The organism is Arthrobacter sp. ok362 (assembly GCF_900102785.1).
Classification (GTDB): domain Bacteria; phylum Actinomycetota; class Actinomycetes; order Actinomycetales; family Micrococcaceae; genus Arthrobacter.
Map to the genome: position 1 here is coordinate 171826 of NZ_FNGC01000009.1, position 15363 is coordinate 187188.

Here is a 15363-nt window from a genome sequence, read left to right on the forward strand (position 1 = left end):
ATGGTCTAAGCGGTCAGTTCAGGGCAGTCAGTTCAGGGCAGTCAGTTCAGGGCAGTCGGTTCAGGGCAGTCGGTCTAAGCGCTGTCTGGTGCAGCGGCGCCGTTGCTCTGTTTGGGGCCGTTCCGACGGCGGCCCGGCCTTTGCTGCTCGGTTTGGAGCCGTTCCGACGGCGGACCGGCCGGATCAGCGGCGTCGCGTGCTCGTGCGCTCTACCAATTTGGTGTCCAGCAGGTGGTTCGACGGCGGACTGGCAGGCGGCGGATTGGGAAGTCCCGAGCGATGAAGTCTTTCGATCAGCAGGTTGGCCGCGAAAGCGCCCTGGTCGGCCACTGGCTGGGCCATGGTGGTCAGGCCCAGGAACCAACTCATCTGATGATCGTCTATTCCTATGATGGACACGTTTTCCGGCGCTGACAAACCGAACTCCCGCATTGCCATGAGCGCGCCGAAGGCCGTCTCGTCGCAACCGGCGAAGATCGCGGACGGCATTTTGCGGTTTTCCGCGAGTTCCGCCATGGCCCGCCGGCCGCCTTCGATGCTGGAGCCGGCGTCGAGCACGAGGTCCGGATCGACCGCGAGGCCGTGGCCGGCCATAGCCTGCTCGAAGCCCCGCCGCCGCTCGTTGGCGGTCACGAGGGAGGGTGCACCGGTTTCGCTGCCGGCCAGGATGGCAACGTCCCGGTGGCCCAGTGCCAGCAGGTGGTTCGTGGCGGCGCGGGCGGCTTCTGCGTTGTCGATGCCCACGTTGTCCCACGGCACGCCGTGCATGCCCACGCTGGCCAGGGCGAGGCCCGACCCGGCGAGCGCGGCCATTTCGGGCTCGCTGAGGCCGATGTTGAGCAGCAGCACGCCGTCAACGCGCTGCGCCAGGCCCGCGAGGTCACCGAAGAGCTTTTGCTGCACGCTGGGCCGGTTCCGGAGGCTGATCAGGACGGTGTCATAGCCGCTGTCCGCGAAGACTTCCTCGGCCGCTTCCACCGCCCGGGCAAAGAACCATGCCGTGGCAGTCGGGGCGATGATGGCCACGGAACCGGTGTTGCCGCCGGCCAGCCGGGAAGCTGCCGACGAGGCCTTGTAGCCCAGCTGGGCCACCGCGTCGCCGACCCTCGCCTTGGCTTGTGCGGAGACGTTGGGAAGCTGCCGGAGTGCACGGGAGACGGTGCAGATGGAGAGCCCGGAGAGCGCGGCGACGTCCTGGATTCTAACGCGCGAGGTCTTGGCCTGCGGCACGGGCTCAGCCCTTTCTCCCCCCGAAGTAGTGGGCCGGTGTTCGTGGCCGAGGTCGATTGTAAGCGCTTACAAATTTGGCATGCAAGTGGATGGTCCCATGTCGGGCCACTGTTTTGGTCAGCGCAGGACGTAGTGGCGCAGGAAGGCGCCGACGTCCACGAGTTCGGCCTTCGAAATCGAATGCCCCATGCCGGGGTAGGTCCGGGCCGTGAGCTGGGTGTTCCGGTCCAGCCACTCCTCGGTGTGTTCGGCGGCGGCGTCGTTAATCACGACGTCGGCCCTGTCCCTGCCCCAAAAGAATGGCGGCCGGGAGGTGAAGGATTCGCTCATGGCCAGGAGCTCGTTGTCCAGGACAAAGCCCGAGAGCCCGACCACCGCGCGGAACTGGTCCGGCCGGAGCCGCAGAAGCGTGCTGGCCATGGCCATCCCCTGCGAAAATCCGAACAGGCTGACGCTGCTGTGCCGGGATTTGACGGACTCGATCCAGGCGAAGACTGCGTTCGTGGAGGCGATGACGTCGGCAAAGTCGTGGGTGAGGAAGTAGTCCAGCAGGAACCAGCCGTGGTGGTCGCCGATGTCCTTGGGCCCGCGCAGGGCGGCGCAAGTGAACTCCGGCGGCAGGGAACCGAACAGCTTGGACATCCGGGACTCGTCCGTGCCGTAGCCGTGCAGCATCACCAGCAGCGGCGTGCCGGCGCGTTCGTGTTCGGGTTTTGACCAGACGACCGTCTCCATGGGCTCAGCCTATCCAGAGCGGCCGCGTCCTCGGCCTAGCTCAGCATCCTTGGGCCAGCATCCGCGGGCCGCGCCGCGGAAGCGGACTTCCGCCCCGGATCCGCGGCGCGCCCGTCCAAAACCGGGGCGGCCGTCCGAAACGGTGCAACCACCCTCATACCGTAAGGATTTCCGCACGATTCCGCGGGGCCCGAATCGTAGTGTGGAGGCATGAACGAGATATCCGGCGGCAGTGTTGATGTGGTCCTGCCCTGCCTGGATGAGCGCGGCGCCCTGCCGTGGGTGCTGTCCCGGATCCCGGCCGGATATCGGGCGATCGTGGTGGACAACGGTTCCAGTGATGGCTCCGCGGAACTCGCGGCCGAACTTGGGGCCGTCGTGGTCCAGGAGGAACGCCGCGGGTTTGGCGCGGCCGCGCATGCGGGTCTGCTGGCCGCGACGGCGGACTTCGTGGCGTTCTGCGACTGTGACGGATCACTGGATCCTGCCCGCCTGCCCCAACTCCTGGCACCCGTCATGGCCGGCACCGTGGACCTCATGCTGGGCAGCCGGCAGCCGCAGCGGGGGGCCTGGCCGTTCCATGCCCGGGTCGCGAACATCGTCCTCGCCTGGCGCCTGCGCCGGCTCACCGGGGAAAACGTCACCGACCTCGGCCCCCTGCGGGCTGCGCGCCGCGCGAAGCTGCTGTCTCTAAATTTGGAAGACCGTCGGAGCGGCTATCCATTGGAGATGTTCCTCAAGGCCAGCCTGGCCGGTTGGGCCATCGCCGAAATGTCGGTCCCTTATGCGCCCCGCACCGGCCGGTCCAAGGTCACGGGCACCATCCGGGGCACCGTCACCGCCGTGCGGGACATGTCCGCGCAGCTCAAGGCGGCCGCCGCCTTGGTGGCCGACCCAGCGTCCGGACCGGTCCGAGCCCGGACCGGCAGCGAAGAGCAAGTATGAGCAATTCGACAGACCTGACCGTCGCGGTCATCGCCAAAGAGTGCCTGCCGGGCAAAGTCAAAACCCGGCTGAGCCCTCCGCTGACCCCCTCCGTCGCGGCGGGACTGGCCCACGCCAGCCTGCGCCGGACGCTGGACACCGTCCGCGGCCTGCCCGCAGCGCGCCGCCTCCTGGTCATGGACGGAACGCCTGCCGGCGCCGATGCGGATCAGTTCGACGTCGTGCCGCAAGCCGCAGGCGGCCTGGACGAACGGCTGGCGGCGATCTGCGACGCCGTGGCCGGGCCGCTCCTGATTGTCGGTATGGACACGCCGCAGTTTTCACAGCTCCATCTGGCTGGACTCCTCGCCGATTGGGACGCCCGTCGTCCGGCCCACGACGCCTGGCTGGGACTGGCGTCCGACGGCGGCTTTTGGGCCCTCGCCATGCGCCGCCCGGACGGGAACCTGATCCGTGGCGTGCCGATGTCGACCGTTGGCACGGGGGACGCCCAGCGCGCCCGGCTCGTGTCCGCGGGCCTCGGAATCGGGCAACTGCCCCGGCTGCGCGACATGGACCACTTCTCCGACGCCCTCGCCATCGCCGCGGAGATCCCGGGGACTGCCTTCGCGGCCGCGGTCGCCGCGGCCGCGGTCGCCGCAGCCGCCACCGACGCCAGCGGGACCACGGCGACGCCATGACGGTCTCGGCCGGACCGGCTCCCGTTGGGCTGTTCGGGCAAGGGGCCCACGAGCCTTATGAATGCGCCCTGCGCCTCGGCGGGGGAACGCTGACCCTGCGCCCTGCGGGGCAGGGTTCCGGCCCGGGCGACGTCAGCTTCGATGTCCAAGGCTGGTGCGCTGAGGCAACCGTCCTGGAAGTCCTCCTGCTGCAGAGCCTCAACGGTCCGGTGCTCGACGTCGGCTGCGGCCCCGGCCGCCTGCTCTCGGCGGCCCAGTCGCTGGGGTTGGCAGCGCTCGGAGTCGACACAAGCCCCGAGGCGGTGCGGTACGCGCGCGGCCGGGGAGCCCGCGCGCTCGAACGCTCCATCTTCGCGGTCATTCCGCAGTCCGGCAGCTGGGGCTCCATCCTGCTCCTCGACGGCAACATCGGAATCGGCGGGAGCGTCACGGCGTTGCTGCGCCGCTGCCGGCAACTCATCGCCGCGCACGGGACGCTGCTGGTGGAAGTTGAGGCCGACGACGTCGACGTCGTGTTCCCTGCGGTGCTGGAAGATGCCGAGGGGCATCTTAGCGACCCGTTCTGCTGGGCCCGCGCCGGCACCTCTGCGCTTGCCTCGAGGGCGGAGCGGACTGGCTGGTCCGTCGCGTCAACGCAGCGGCTGCAGGGGCGGGTCTTCTGCCGGCTGCGGCCGGTCTAGGGCCCGGCGGCCGGCGCACGGCGCTGCAGGACAAAGATCGCTGCCGCGGTCACGAGCGTCAGGGCTGCCCAGAACCAGCACAGGGCTACGGCATACTGTCCCTCCAGGACGCTGACGTTTTGGGCCACGGACTGGGCCTTAAGCAGCAGCGCTACCAACAGGGTCACCAAGGCCCCCGTCATCAGTGCGCCCCGGAGCACGGCGGAAGAGGCCGGCCGGAGGCCGACACCGATCCGTGTCAGGCCCGCCCCCACCAGCGTCGAGAGGGGAACGACAACGCCATCGTGCAGCACGACGGCGCCCGCCAGCCAGGCCAGGAGGCCCACCAGCTGCATGGCGCCGAGCTGGGTTGGCAGTCCGAGAAGCCCGTAGGAAATCACGGCAACCCCGGACGCGATGAGGACGATGCGGACGATTTTCACAGTGCGGGACGGAGCCCCCACGGGTCCCGCCGCGGGGACGGAAGCGGGGACCTGACCCGGCGTCGGCTTCACAGGACCTCCACTGATTGCAGCCATTTCGTTTGCAGCACCCCGGGCCGGCCGGGGGCGATGATGCGGGCCGGGTAGCCGTGTTCCAGGTCCAGGATTTCGCCGTTCAGTTCCAGGGCCACCAGGGTGCGTTCGTCCTGGACGTAGGCGGTGGGCATGTCCATCGTCCGGTACGCTCCCTCCGGTTCGAGGCTGGTAACGCGGAGCACGGCGTCCGCGGGGCCTCCGACGGCGGCAACCAGGTCACGGATCCGGACGCCTCGCCACTGGGCGGTCTGGCTCCAGCCCTCAACGCACGCGATCGGCAGCTCGTGGGCGTACTGCGGCAGCGAGCGCAGCTCCGCCAGGCTGAACATCCGGCGGCTGCCCTGGTACGCGACGGCCAGCTTCCAGTCGGGGGCCATCGCCTGGTCTTTGACGTTGGCCTGTTCCGCCGTCCGATTCACCGGCACGGACTGAGGCCCGGTGCCCATCTTCCGTGGTGCAAAGACATTCAAAGGGTCGAACCAGGCGAACGACTGCCCGGCTGTGGTCAGCACAAGGACACCCGCGGTGGTGCCGACCCCGGCGAGGAAAGCACGCCGGGTCCAGCGGCCCGCCGCGGCCGGTTCGGAGTCGCCGGCCCGGGCAGTCACGGCAGGACCGCGGCCCGGCCGCCGCCAGTTCGCCAGGATGACCGGAAGCTTCACGGCGATGTGCAGAACCAGGGAACCCGTGATGACCCACGCCAGCCAGTAGTGCGTTTCGCGGAACGGGAAGGGCCACGGATACCACTTGTAGGTATTGATGAGGCCGGTGGTGACCTGGAGTAGGGAGGACGCCACAAAGAGGGCAACGGAGGCCCGTTCCAGGCCATGGAGCAGGGACCGGACGGGCGGCCATTTCAGCAGTTCCGGGTACACGGACCAGAGCTTGGCCAGCAGCAGGGGGATGGAGGCCAAGCCCGTCGTGACGTGGATGCCTTGACTCAGCTGGTAGATCCAGGCCGGACTCGTGGGGAAAAACATCCACGACGGCGGGTTCTGCAGTCCGTGGCTGAACAGGCCTGTGGCAAAGCAGACCAGGAAGCTCAGTCCCAGCCACCGGCCCAGGACTACCGTCAGCCGCGAACTCCTCGTCGGCGAGGCGAACCTCGCGGCCAGAGCATCCGTGAGCTTTTCCATAGTTAGATCACATCATCTTTTCCGCGCCGGGAGGGCGGCCCAAATCTTGCGATTTACGGACGTTTCGGACGGCAGGCTGTCCGGGGCCCGGCAATGGGGCAGGATCGTAGTGTGGAATCCCGTGCAGCAGAGCCCGCGCAGACAACAGGTTCCCCTCCGTCCCGGCGGTACCTGGGCGTGGCCGCCCTGTTCCTGGCCAGTGCGGGCTTGCTGTGGTGGATGGTGATGCCGGAGAACCCGTTCCCGGATGCCCCGATTGCCGGCTCGTTCATGTGGTGGCTGCTCCTCGCGGCCGGCATCCGCACCCTGCGGCATGTTCCCCGCCGCCGGATCGGGGCCGTTGTTGTCGGCGGCACCCTGCTGCTTGGCCTGGCCGCCATGAGCGCTCCCCCGCGGACCAGCAACGACTCGGCCCGCTACGGCTGGGACGGCATCGTGCAGAAGGCCGGCATTTCCCCCTATGCCTACGTCCCGATCGACGAAACCTTGGAGCACCTGCGCCCGGCCTGGCTCTTCGCGCCGGGCACCACCGGCGCCACCGGCGAACCGGTGTGTGCCGCCGGGCTGTTCGGGACCGAATCGGCGGCGACGCGCGGTTTCCCGTCCGGAGATCCCCTGTGCACCGCGATCAACAGGCCCCATGTGCCCACGATTTACCCGCCGACGGCCGAAATCTACTTCTTCGCGGTGCGGGCCGCGGTCCCGGACACGGTGGGGTTCCTGCCGTTCCAGCTGGGCGGCCTCCTGATCAGTGCCGGCGTGGCCGCGGCGCTGGTCCGGGCGCTGCGGCGCAGCGGCAAGCCCGCCTATCTGGCTGCCGTCTGGGGCTGGAGTCCGCTCGTCCAGCTCGAGGCCGTGAACAATGCGCACGTGGATGTCCTCGGCGGGGCGCTGATCCTGACCGCCGGGCTTCTGCTGCTGGGCGGCAAACCGCTCCGCTCAGGGGCCGCGTTCGGGGCGGCTGTGGCCGTCAAACTCATTCCGGTGATCGCGGCCCCGGCCCTGCTGTTCCGGCGCCCGGTCCGGTTCATCGCGGCCTCCGTCGCCACGTTCATCCTGCTCTACGTGCCCTACGTCCTCGCCGCAGGGGCCGGGGTTCTCGGATTCCTGCCCGGATACCTCAAAGAGGAGGGGTACAGCCAGGGCGGCGGCATCCGATTCGGCCTCGCCCAGCTCGTCTCCACCGGGCCATGGCCGGCGGTCCTCAGCGCGGTCGTGCTCGCCGCCGTCGCCGTCGGGGTGCTGCGGCGCACGACGCCGGAGAACGTGTGGGCGCAGCAGACCGTCATGATTGGCCTGACGCTGCTGATCGTCAGCCCCACCTACCCCTGGTACTCACTGATGCTGCTGCCGTTCGTGGTGCTGAGCGGACGCTGGGAATACATCGCGGTGATCCTGGCCCTGGACGCCATCTACCTAACGCCCTCGTTCGGGCTTCCCGCCGATAACGTGAGGCAGGGCGGCCTGCTGGCTGCCGCCCTGGCCGTGGGTGCCGGCGCGTGGTTCCGGCACCGGAAGGAACTGTCGGCGGCGGCACTGTCGGGGCTGGAAAGGGCCCCGCTGCGCGATGCCCGCAACGGCGCCTGAGGGCTTGCCGTGGCCGCCGAGGTCCCGGCGAATGGCAGTATGGCCCCATGGATGAGACACCAAAGGACACCTCCCGGCCGCGCGTCGGAATCATCGGAGGCTCGGGCACGTACCAGCTTCCCGGGGCCAGGGTCCGGGCCACCCTCGACGTTGAGACACCCTACGGGCCGCCGTCCGCCCCTGTCACCCTCGCGGAGGTCGCGGGGCAGATTGTGGCGTTCCTCCCCCGGCACGGCGGCGGGCACTCGGTACCCCCGCAAAAGATCAATTACCGGGCCAATCTCTGGGCGCTCAAGAGCCTCGGAGTCGAAGCGGTGCTGTCCTCCTCGGCCGTCGGCGGCCTGCGTGCGGGGTTCGGACCGGACACGTTCGTAGTGACGGACCAGTTCATCGACCGAACCCGCGGCCGGGCGGATACTTACTTTGACGGAACGGTCGCGGACGGGGTCCCTCCGGCCGGCGTCCAGCATCTGCCGGCGGCCGAACCGTTCTGCCCGCAGCTGCGGTCCTTCCTCGACGCCGCCTTGGCGGAGCGCGGCCTGGCCTACGCGCCCCGCGGCACCGTGGTGGTGATCGACGGACCGCGGTTCTCCACCAAGGCTGAGTCGGCCTGGTACGTCGCCGGCGGCGCGGACATCATCAGCATGACCCAGTACCCGGAACCGGTCCTCGCCGCAGAACTGAACATGGGCTTCGCCAATCTGGCATACATCACCGACTCGGACACCGGGCACGACGGTTCCGAGCCGGTGACAGCCGCCGCAGTGTTTGCAAGGCTCAAGAACGCCCAGCACCATATCCTGGCCGTGCTGGAAGCCGCTGTGCGCGCTATCGGCGCGGAATACAGGGCGCCCGCCCTCATGGACCCGACCGCCGTCGAACGCATCATGGCGCTGCCGGTCCGACAGAATCCAGCCGACGCCGGATGAGGCTCCTGGTCACCGGCGGAGCCGGTTTCATCGGGATGCACGTCGTCGACGCCGCCCTGGCCAAGGGCTGGCAGGTCCGTGTACTCGACTCGCTCGCACCCGGCATCCACCCCCGGCCGCCCCGGTTCGATCCCCGCGTGGAACTCGTCACGGGAGACGCCGCGGACCCGGACACCGTGGACCACGCCCTCGACGGCGTCGACACCGTCTGCCACCAGAGCGCGAAGGTAGGACTCGGGGTCAGCTTCGCCGACGCACCCGACTACATCCGGAACAACGACTTCGCGACGGCGGTGCTGCTCGCCGGCATGGAACGCCGGGGCGTCGCCAGGCTCGTGCTGGCCTCGTCGATGGTGGTCTATGGCGAGGGCGCCTACACGGACCCCGAAACGGGGCAGCCGGTGCGCCCCGGTCCCCGCGCCGAATCAGATCTTCAGGCGGGCATCTACGATCCGCGAAACCCGCAGACCGGCACCGTGCTGGCGCCGGCCATGGTCACGGAAGATGCCCGGCTCGATCCGCGGAACGTCTACGCGGCCTCGAAGCTGAGCCAGGAGCATCTCGCGTCCGCGTGGGCCCGGAGCACGGGCGGCTCGGCCGTGGCGCTGCGCTACCACAACGTCTACGGGCCGCGCATGCCGCGGGACACACCGTATGCGGGCGTCGCGTCGCTGTTCCGCTCGGCCCTGGCCCGTGGCGAGGCTCCCCGCGTCTTCGAGGACGGCGCGCAGCGGCGCAGCTTCATTCACGTCAGGGACGTCGCTGCGGCCAACCTCGCCGCGGCGGGCTTCGTTGACGGGATGCCTCGCGGCGGGTTCCGCGCCTATAACGTCGGAGCGGACGAAGTCCACACGATCGGCGACGTCGCCGCCGCGCTCAGCCGTTTCGGCAACGGCCCGGCGCCCGTCGTCACAGGCGAGTACCGTCTTGGCGACGTCCGGCACATCACCGCATCATCCGCGCTGATCAAGGACGAACTCGGCTGGGCCCCGTCCATCGGCTTCGATGAAGGCATGCGCGAGTTCGCCACCGCTCCGCTGCGCGGACAGGACTGACGACGGATTCCACCTGCCACGCGCAGGGGAAAGCCACGCGCCCCCAAGGCCCGTGGCTTTTCCTTGCGCGTGGCCGGTCCGGTGCGCGAAATAATTAGCCGGGCTGGTGTTTTTCTGTCATAGATGATTCGGACCGCCCGCCGGGCGGATGGGCCGGATTCCCGTCGTGACCCGTTCGTTATGCTGCGGGGCCGATTTGGGGCGCGTCGCCACCCAAGGCGTTGAATCTGCCGGGACTGGGTTGTAGCGTGACGCTGGACAGCATGCTTAGCATCATCAATCCGTCCCCGAGGACACCAAGGAGCATCTTTATGAGAATCGGTTCCGCAATCTTCCTCATCGCCATCGGCGCCATCCTTGCGTGGGCCGTCGCTCCGGGCCTGATCCCCAATGTCGACCAGGCCATGATCGGCTACATCCTGATGGTCGTCGGCGTCATTGGACTCATCGCCTCGCTCGTCCTCGCCTCCCCCGGCCGTGGCCGCACTCGTCGGGTCAGCGAAAGCCGCACGGTCGTGGACCCCAACACGGGCGAGACCATCACCCGCAATGAGAGCCGCGACGCCGGCATCTGAGCACCGCCCTCGCCCCCTCCGCGGCGCGGGACCCAACGACCCGGCAGCCGGGCCGGACCTCGAGGTCGGGCCCGGCTACTGTCGTTTAAGCCGGCCCCGGCCGGGCCACAGGGCTGGACATGCCCCCATGTCGCCCCGAAACCTCACTCGACGATTGAACATGCGCTCCCGCGGCCGCCCGAAGACTGGACATGCCCTCCCCCAGCCCGCCCCAAGACTGGACATGCCCTCCCCTCCAGCCAACCAGCGGACATGGGCCCCAAATGCCCCCTCTCCGACCCCCACCTTGGACATGTCCCCCGCTCCCCCACGCCACGACTGGACATGCCCTCCGCTCCCCCACGCCACGACTGGACATGTCCCCCGCTCCCCCACGCCACGACAGGACATGTCCCCCGCCACACCACGCGACCAACGGACATGCCCCCACACCACGCGACCAATGGACATGTCCCCACGGCCTCCCGAAACCTCGCTCAAAGATTGGACATGCCCTCCCCTCCGGACCACCAGCGGACATGGGCCCCACCCGCCCATTCCCCACCCCAAAGACTGGACATGCCCCACGCAGTCCGACCCAAAAAATGGGCATGTCCCGCGATTCGGGCATGCGCTTCTGCGTTCATGTGGTTTTTCATTGACAAACCAACAAGAACAAAGATAAAGTCAAACAATTCCACTTCATGTGATGGGAGTCACTGGAGTCGCAGGAACGGCCAGGCAAGACAACCCGGGCAAAGACAAAACCAGGACTGACAGCAGTACGCAATGGAGGGTAAGTGTTCGCCGAAGAACGCCAGCAGCTGATCGTGGGGCTCGTCTACGCCAGCGGCCGGGCCAGCGTCACGGACCTGGCCGAGCGCTTCAGCATCACAACGGAAACCGTCCGCCGGGACCTCGCCGCGCTGGAAGCCGCCGGCAGCGTCCGCCGGGTGCACGGGGGCGCTGTCTCCCCGGACCGCTTTAGCACCACGGAGGAAAGCGTCCTCGAGCGGACCGTCCAGCGCCAGCCCGAGAAGACCCGGATCGCGGAGGCCGCCTTGGCCCTCATGCCCCCGGGCCTCACCGGCAGCATCCTGATCGACGCCGGCTCCACCACAGAGGCCCTCGCCGAACTCCTGTCCGCCCGGGCCGCCGGAGCCGCCGCAGCTGGCAGCTTGCCCGGGTCCGACGCCGAACTCGTCGTCATCACGCACTCCCTGCCCATCGCGTCCAGGCTGTCCGGCGAACCGGGCATCGCCCTGCACCTGCTCGGCGGCAAGGTCCGCGGCCTGACCCAGGCCGCCGTCGGCCAGTCCACCGTGGAGGCCGCCCGCCGGATCCGCCCGGACATCGCCTTCATCGGCGCCAACGGCATCCATGCAGCCTTCGGGCTGAGCACACCCGATCCTGAAGAAGCCGCGGTCAAGGCTGCCTTCGTCCAATCAGCGCGCCGCATTGTGGTGCTGGTTGATTCCTCCAAGCTGGACGCGGAGACGCTGGTCCAGTTCGCCTCGTTGAAAGATCTGGACACCGTGATCACAGACACGCAACCCAGCCGGGAACTCGCCGACGCCCTTGCGGAAGCCGGAGTGGAGGTGGTGGTCGCGTGATTGTCACCCTCACCGCCAACCCCAGCCTGGACCGCACCGTGGCGCTGCCCGGCCCCCTTCTCCGCGGGGAAGTTCAGCGGGCCATCTCCGTCCGGCAGGAATCCGGCGGCAAGGGAGTCAACGTCTCCCGCGCCCTCGTCGCCTCGGGGCTCAAGACGATCGCCGTCCTCCCCGGCGCCGAGACCGACCCTGTCCTCACCGGTCTGCGGGAGACCGACGTTCCGTTCGCGGCCCTCCCGATTGGCGAGCCGCTGCGCAGCAACGTGGCCCTCACCGAGCCCGGCGGCGTCACCACGAAGATCAATGAACCCGGACCGGTTCTCAGCGCGGATCAGCAGGAGGCCCTGATCAGCCTGCTGCTGGACCACGCCCGCGGCGCCGCCTGGGTCGTCCTGGCCGGCTCGCTCCCACCCGGGGTTCCAGCCGACTTCTACGCGACCGTCACCCGGCGGCTGCGTTCCCTGTTCGACGGCGAGGCCGCACCTCGGGTCGCCGTCGACTCGTCCGGCGAACCCCTCGCCGCAGCGGTCTCCGGCGACACCTCGGGAAAACCGGACCTCTTGAAACCCAACGCCGAGGAACTGGTGGAACTGGCTGCCGCAGCCGGTTTCGCCACGAACAAATCCGCCGAGGAGCTCGAGGCGGACCCGGAGGCTGCAGCAGCGGCCGCCTCCGCCGTCGTGCGCTCCGGAGTGGGTGCCGTACTGGCCACCCTCGGCTCCAAGGGTGCCGTTCTAGTGACGGCCGACGGCGCGTGGCTGGCCACGCACCCGCCGGTCACCGCGGTCAGCACTGTCGGTGCCGGCGATTCCTCGCTGGCCGGATACCTGCTCGCATCCAGCCAGGGCGCCGCCCCGGTCGATTGCCTCCGTCAGGCCGTGGCCCATGGTGCCGCCGCCGCTTCCCTGCCTGGCTCCACTGTCCCGGCAGTCAACCAAACCACCCCTGATGCCGTAACCATCACGGCCCTCCGGAAGGATTGACAGTGACACAGCTCATTACTACCGAACTGGTCGAGCTCGACCAGAATCTGGGCAGCTCGCCCGAGGACGTGATCCGGCATCTGGCAGGCAGAGTTTCAGACACCGGACGCGCCACCGAGGCCGAAGGCCTCTTCGCCGACGCCTTTGCCCGGGAATCCAAGACAGCCACGGGCGTCCCAGGCGGCATCGCGATCCCGCACTGCCGCTCGACGGCGGTCACCGAACCCACGCTGGCAATGGCGCGGCTGTCCCAGCCGGTCGATTTCGGCGCCAAGGACGGGCCCGCGGACATCATTTTCTTCATCGCGGCTCCTGAAGGTGCGGACCAAGAGCACTTGAAGCTGCTTTCGAAGCTGGCGCGGTCGCTGATCAAGAAGGACTTCACGGCCAGCCTGCGTGCCGCGACCTCCCAGGCGGAGATCGTCGAACTCGTCGACGCCGCCCTGGCGGACAAGCCGGCCGCCCAAACCCCAGCCGAAGCGACCGCCGCCACGGGCGCAGCCGTCGCGGGTCCCGCCGCGGGCGCTGCGGGAGAAGGCGCCGGCGCAGCGAAGGCCAAGGGGCCCAAGCGCCTCGTCGCCGTTACGGCCTGCCCCACCGGCATCGCCCACACCTACATGGCCGCCGACTCGCTCGTTGCCGCGGCCAAGGAGGTCGGCGTGGACCTGCAGGTCGAAACCCAGGGGTCCTCCGGTGCCAAGGCTCTTGACCCCGCCGTGATCGCCGCCGCCGATGCCGTGATCTTCGCCGTGGACGTCGATGTGCGCGGCAAGGAGCGCTTCGCCGGCATGCCGGTGATCAACGCGCCGGTCAAGCGCGGTATCGACGAGCCGGACAGGATGGTCGCAGAAGCCCTCGCCGCCGCGGACAACCCGCACGCCCGCCGCGTGCCCCACTTCGGCGCCGAGGAGCAGGCCGAACTGGCGGCCGAGGAAAAGAGCGAGCACATTGGCACGAAGCTGAAGAAGGCGCTGCTCACAGGTGTCAGCTACATGATCCCGTTCGTGGCAGGCGGCGGTCTGCTGATCGCCCTCGGCTTCCTGTTGGGCGGCTACAACATCACCGCCTTCGCGGACAAGATCCTGGCAGAGAACAGCCTCTTCAACTTGCCCACCGTGTACCCGGAACTGGCGTGGGGCCCGCTGGGCGCCTTCCTGGGTGCCGTGTTCTTCAAGATCGGCGCCCTGTCCCTAGGCTTCCTCGTGCCCGCGCTGGCCGGCTACATCGCCTACGCCATCGCCGACCGGCCCGGCATCGCCCCGGGCTTCGTGTCCGGCGCCGTTGCCGTCTTCATGGGCGCAGGGTTCCTCGGCGGCATCGTGGGCGGCCTGATCGCCGGCTACGTGGCACATTCGATCGGCAAGCTCCACGTGGCCCGCTGGCTGCGCGGCCTGATGCCGGTGGTCATCATCCCGCTCGTGGCGTCCATCGCTGCTTCTGGCCTGCTCTTCGTGTTCCTCGGCAGGTACGTCGCGGCGGTCACCGTCGGGCTCAACAACTGGCTGTCCGGCCTCACCGGCGCCAGCGCCATCGCCCTGGGCATTGTCCTGGGCCTGATGATGTGCTTCGACCTTGGCGGTCCGGTCAACAAGGTTGCCTACTCCTTCGCCGTCGCCGGCCTGGGAGCCGCGTCCATCACCAACCAGGCACCGTGGCAGATCATGGCGGCCGTCATGGCCTCCGGCATGGTCCCGCCGCTGGCAATGGCACTGGCCTCGACCATCCTGAACAAGAGGCTCTTCAGCCTGGCGGAGCAGGAAAACGGCAAGGCCGCCTGGCTGCTGGGGGCCTCCTTCATCACCGAAGGCGCCATCCCCTTCGCTGCGGCGGACCCGCTCCGCGTCATCCCAGCCAGCATGCTCGGCGGGGCCGTGACCGGTGCCATCTCGATGGCGGCAGGCGTGGGGTCCAAAGCCCCGCACGGCGGAATCTTCGTCTTCTTCGCGATCGATAGTTTCCTGTGGTTTGTCATCGCCATCGCGGTCGGTACCGTCGTAGGCGCCTTCGCAGTGATCGGGCTCAAGCGCTGGGCAGTCAAGAAGCCGGTTGATACGGTGGAAACGGTTCCCGTAGCCGCCTGAGCCCGTCCTGGACGATTTTTTCAAGCAGATATTCACCATCCTGACTTCAAGGAGCAGAAATGACCGAACGTAACGCCACCATTGCCAGCCGCGTGGGGCTGCACGCTCGCCCGGCCGCCATCTTCGCCGAGGCTGCAGGCGAGTTCGACAACCTCGAGATCACGATTGCCCGTCTGGGTGAGCCGGAGGACGAGGCCATGGACGCAGCGAGCATCCTGTCGCTGATGAGCTTAGGCGCCTCCCACGGCGAGGTTGTGGTGTTGCGTGCCGAGGGCGAGGGCGCCGACGCGGCACTGGACAGCCTCGTGCAGATCCTTGAGACGGATCACGACGCCGAATAGCCTCACCTTCCGGCCCCGCGCCGGAACACCGGCAGCTTCAGTTGGCCCGGCCGCCCCCGATGAGGGGCCGGCCGGGCCTTCGCGTTGGTCGGGCTTTCGCGTTGGCCGGGCCTTCGCGTTGGTCGGGCTATCGCGTTGGCTGGGCCGGCCGGGGTGGCTGTACGGAAAACCAGACTTTTTGTCAGTGAACTCAGTAAATGCTTGTCAGTGTCCGGCGGCGCGGCTAGTTTGGAATCCCCCGGCGGCACCGTCCGCGGGCCGCCGCCCAAGTGGTTCCCGCCGAAGGAGATGATCGC

15 protein-coding genes are annotated in these 15363 nt (G+C 68.7%); 11 read left to right on the plus strand and 4 right to left on the minus strand.

Annotation, left to right across the window (positions count from 1 at the left end):
* Nucleotides 1-183: 183 nt before the first annotated feature.
* Together BLQ10_RS13410 and BLQ10_RS13415 are read right to left on the minus strand one after the other, a co-directional pair.
* Nucleotides 184-1230, minus strand: a complete 1047-nt coding sequence (locus BLQ10_RS13410) for a LacI family DNA-binding transcriptional regulator (RefSeq protein ID WP_091562841.1) — start codon at nucleotides 1228-1230, stop codon at nucleotides 184-186.
* A 117-nt stretch (nucleotides 1231-1347) separates the two neighbouring features.
* Nucleotides 1348-1965 (minus strand): alpha/beta hydrolase, encoded by a 618-nt coding sequence (locus BLQ10_RS13415; protein WP_091562844.1) that lies wholly within the window; start codon nucleotides 1963-1965, stop codon nucleotides 1348-1350.
* Nucleotides 1966-2175: 210 nt separating this feature from the next.
* Between BLQ10_RS13415 and BLQ10_RS13420 the strand changes: the two genes are divergently transcribed.
* The 3 genes from BLQ10_RS13420 to BLQ10_RS13430 are packed head-to-tail and all read left to right on the plus strand — an operon-like array spanning nucleotide 2176 to nucleotide 4270.
* Nucleotides 2176-2910: a glycosyltransferase family 2 protein gene (locus BLQ10_RS13420; RefSeq protein WP_091562846.1), complete on the plus strand. Its 735-nt coding sequence runs from the start codon at nucleotides 2176-2178 to the stop codon at nucleotides 2908-2910.
* Nucleotides 2907-3590: a TIGR04282 family arsenosugar biosynthesis glycosyltransferase gene (locus BLQ10_RS13425; protein ID WP_091562847.1), complete on the plus strand. Its 684-nt coding sequence runs from the start codon at nucleotides 2907-2909 to the stop codon at nucleotides 3588-3590. The genes BLQ10_RS13420 and BLQ10_RS13425 overlap by 4 nt, the downstream gene beginning before the upstream one ends.
* On the plus strand, nucleotides 3587-4270 hold the full coding sequence (locus BLQ10_RS13430; RefSeq protein WP_091562850.1) for a class I SAM-dependent methyltransferase: 684 nt from the start codon (nucleotides 3587-3589) through the stop codon (nucleotides 4268-4270). The genes BLQ10_RS13425 and BLQ10_RS13430 overlap by 4 nt, the downstream gene beginning before the upstream one ends.
* On the opposite strand, the gene BLQ10_RS13435 is transcribed toward BLQ10_RS13430, so the two are convergent.
* Nucleotides 4267-4692 (minus strand): hypothetical protein, encoded by a 426-nt coding sequence (locus BLQ10_RS13435; RefSeq protein WP_139164239.1) that lies wholly within the window; start codon nucleotides 4690-4692, stop codon nucleotides 4267-4269. The two genes, BLQ10_RS13430 and BLQ10_RS13435, sit on opposite strands and share 4 nt — an antisense overlap.
* Before the next feature lie 68 nt (nucleotides 4693-4760).
* The gene (locus BLQ10_RS13440) at nucleotides 4761-5924 is read right to left on the minus strand and encodes a molybdopterin-dependent oxidoreductase (protein WP_091562854.1); all 1164 of its coding nucleotides are present in this window, start codon (nucleotides 5922-5924) and stop codon (nucleotides 4761-4763) included.
* A gap of 111 nt (nucleotides 5925-6035) precedes the next feature.
* On the opposite strand from BLQ10_RS13440, the gene BLQ10_RS13445 reads away from it, so the two are divergent.
* The 8 genes from BLQ10_RS13445 (at nucleotide 6036) to BLQ10_RS13480 (ending at nucleotide 15067) form a co-directional block, all read left to right on the plus strand.
* Entirely contained in the window at nucleotides 6036-7511 is a 1476-nt protein-coding gene (locus BLQ10_RS13445) for a glycosyltransferase 87 family protein (protein ID WP_175558613.1), read from the plus strand.
* A gap of 47 nt (nucleotides 7512-7558) precedes the next feature.
* Nucleotides 7559-8440, plus strand: a complete 882-nt coding sequence (locus tag BLQ10_RS13450; protein WP_091562859.1) for an MTAP family purine nucleoside phosphorylase — start codon at nucleotides 7559-7561, stop codon at nucleotides 8438-8440.
* The gene (locus BLQ10_RS13455) at nucleotides 8437-9495 is read left to right on the plus strand and encodes an NAD-dependent epimerase/dehydratase family protein (protein WP_091562862.1); all 1059 of its coding nucleotides are present in this window, start codon (nucleotides 8437-8439) and stop codon (nucleotides 9493-9495) included. The genes BLQ10_RS13450 and BLQ10_RS13455 overlap by 4 nt, the downstream gene beginning before the upstream one ends.
* A gap of 311 nt (nucleotides 9496-9806) precedes the next feature.
* Nucleotides 9807-10070, plus strand: a complete 264-nt coding sequence (locus BLQ10_RS13460; protein ID WP_091562864.1) for a DUF6458 family protein — start codon at nucleotides 9807-9809, stop codon at nucleotides 10068-10070.
* Between the two features lie 779 nt (nucleotides 10071-10849).
* Nucleotides 10850-11662, plus strand: coding sequence for a DeoR/GlpR family DNA-binding transcription regulator (locus tag BLQ10_RS13465; RefSeq protein ID WP_091562866.1), 813 nt, complete (start codon nucleotides 10850-10852; stop codon nucleotides 11660-11662).
* Nucleotides 11659-12645: a 1-phosphofructokinase family hexose kinase gene (locus tag BLQ10_RS13470; protein WP_091562868.1), complete on the plus strand. Its 987-nt coding sequence runs from the start codon at nucleotides 11659-11661 to the stop codon at nucleotides 12643-12645. The genes BLQ10_RS13465 and BLQ10_RS13470 overlap by 4 nt, the downstream gene beginning before the upstream one ends.
* 2 nt (nucleotides 12646-12647) lie before the next feature.
* Nucleotides 12648-14726: a PTS fructose transporter subunit IIABC gene (locus BLQ10_RS13475; protein ID WP_091562873.1), complete on the plus strand. Its 2079-nt coding sequence runs from the start codon at nucleotides 12648-12650 to the stop codon at nucleotides 14724-14726.
* 59 nt (nucleotides 14727-14785) lie between these two features.
* Nucleotides 14786-15067, plus strand: coding sequence for an HPr family phosphocarrier protein (locus BLQ10_RS13480; protein WP_091562876.1), 282 nt, complete (start codon nucleotides 14786-14788; stop codon nucleotides 15065-15067).
* Nucleotides 15068-15363: the final 296 nt, after the last annotated feature.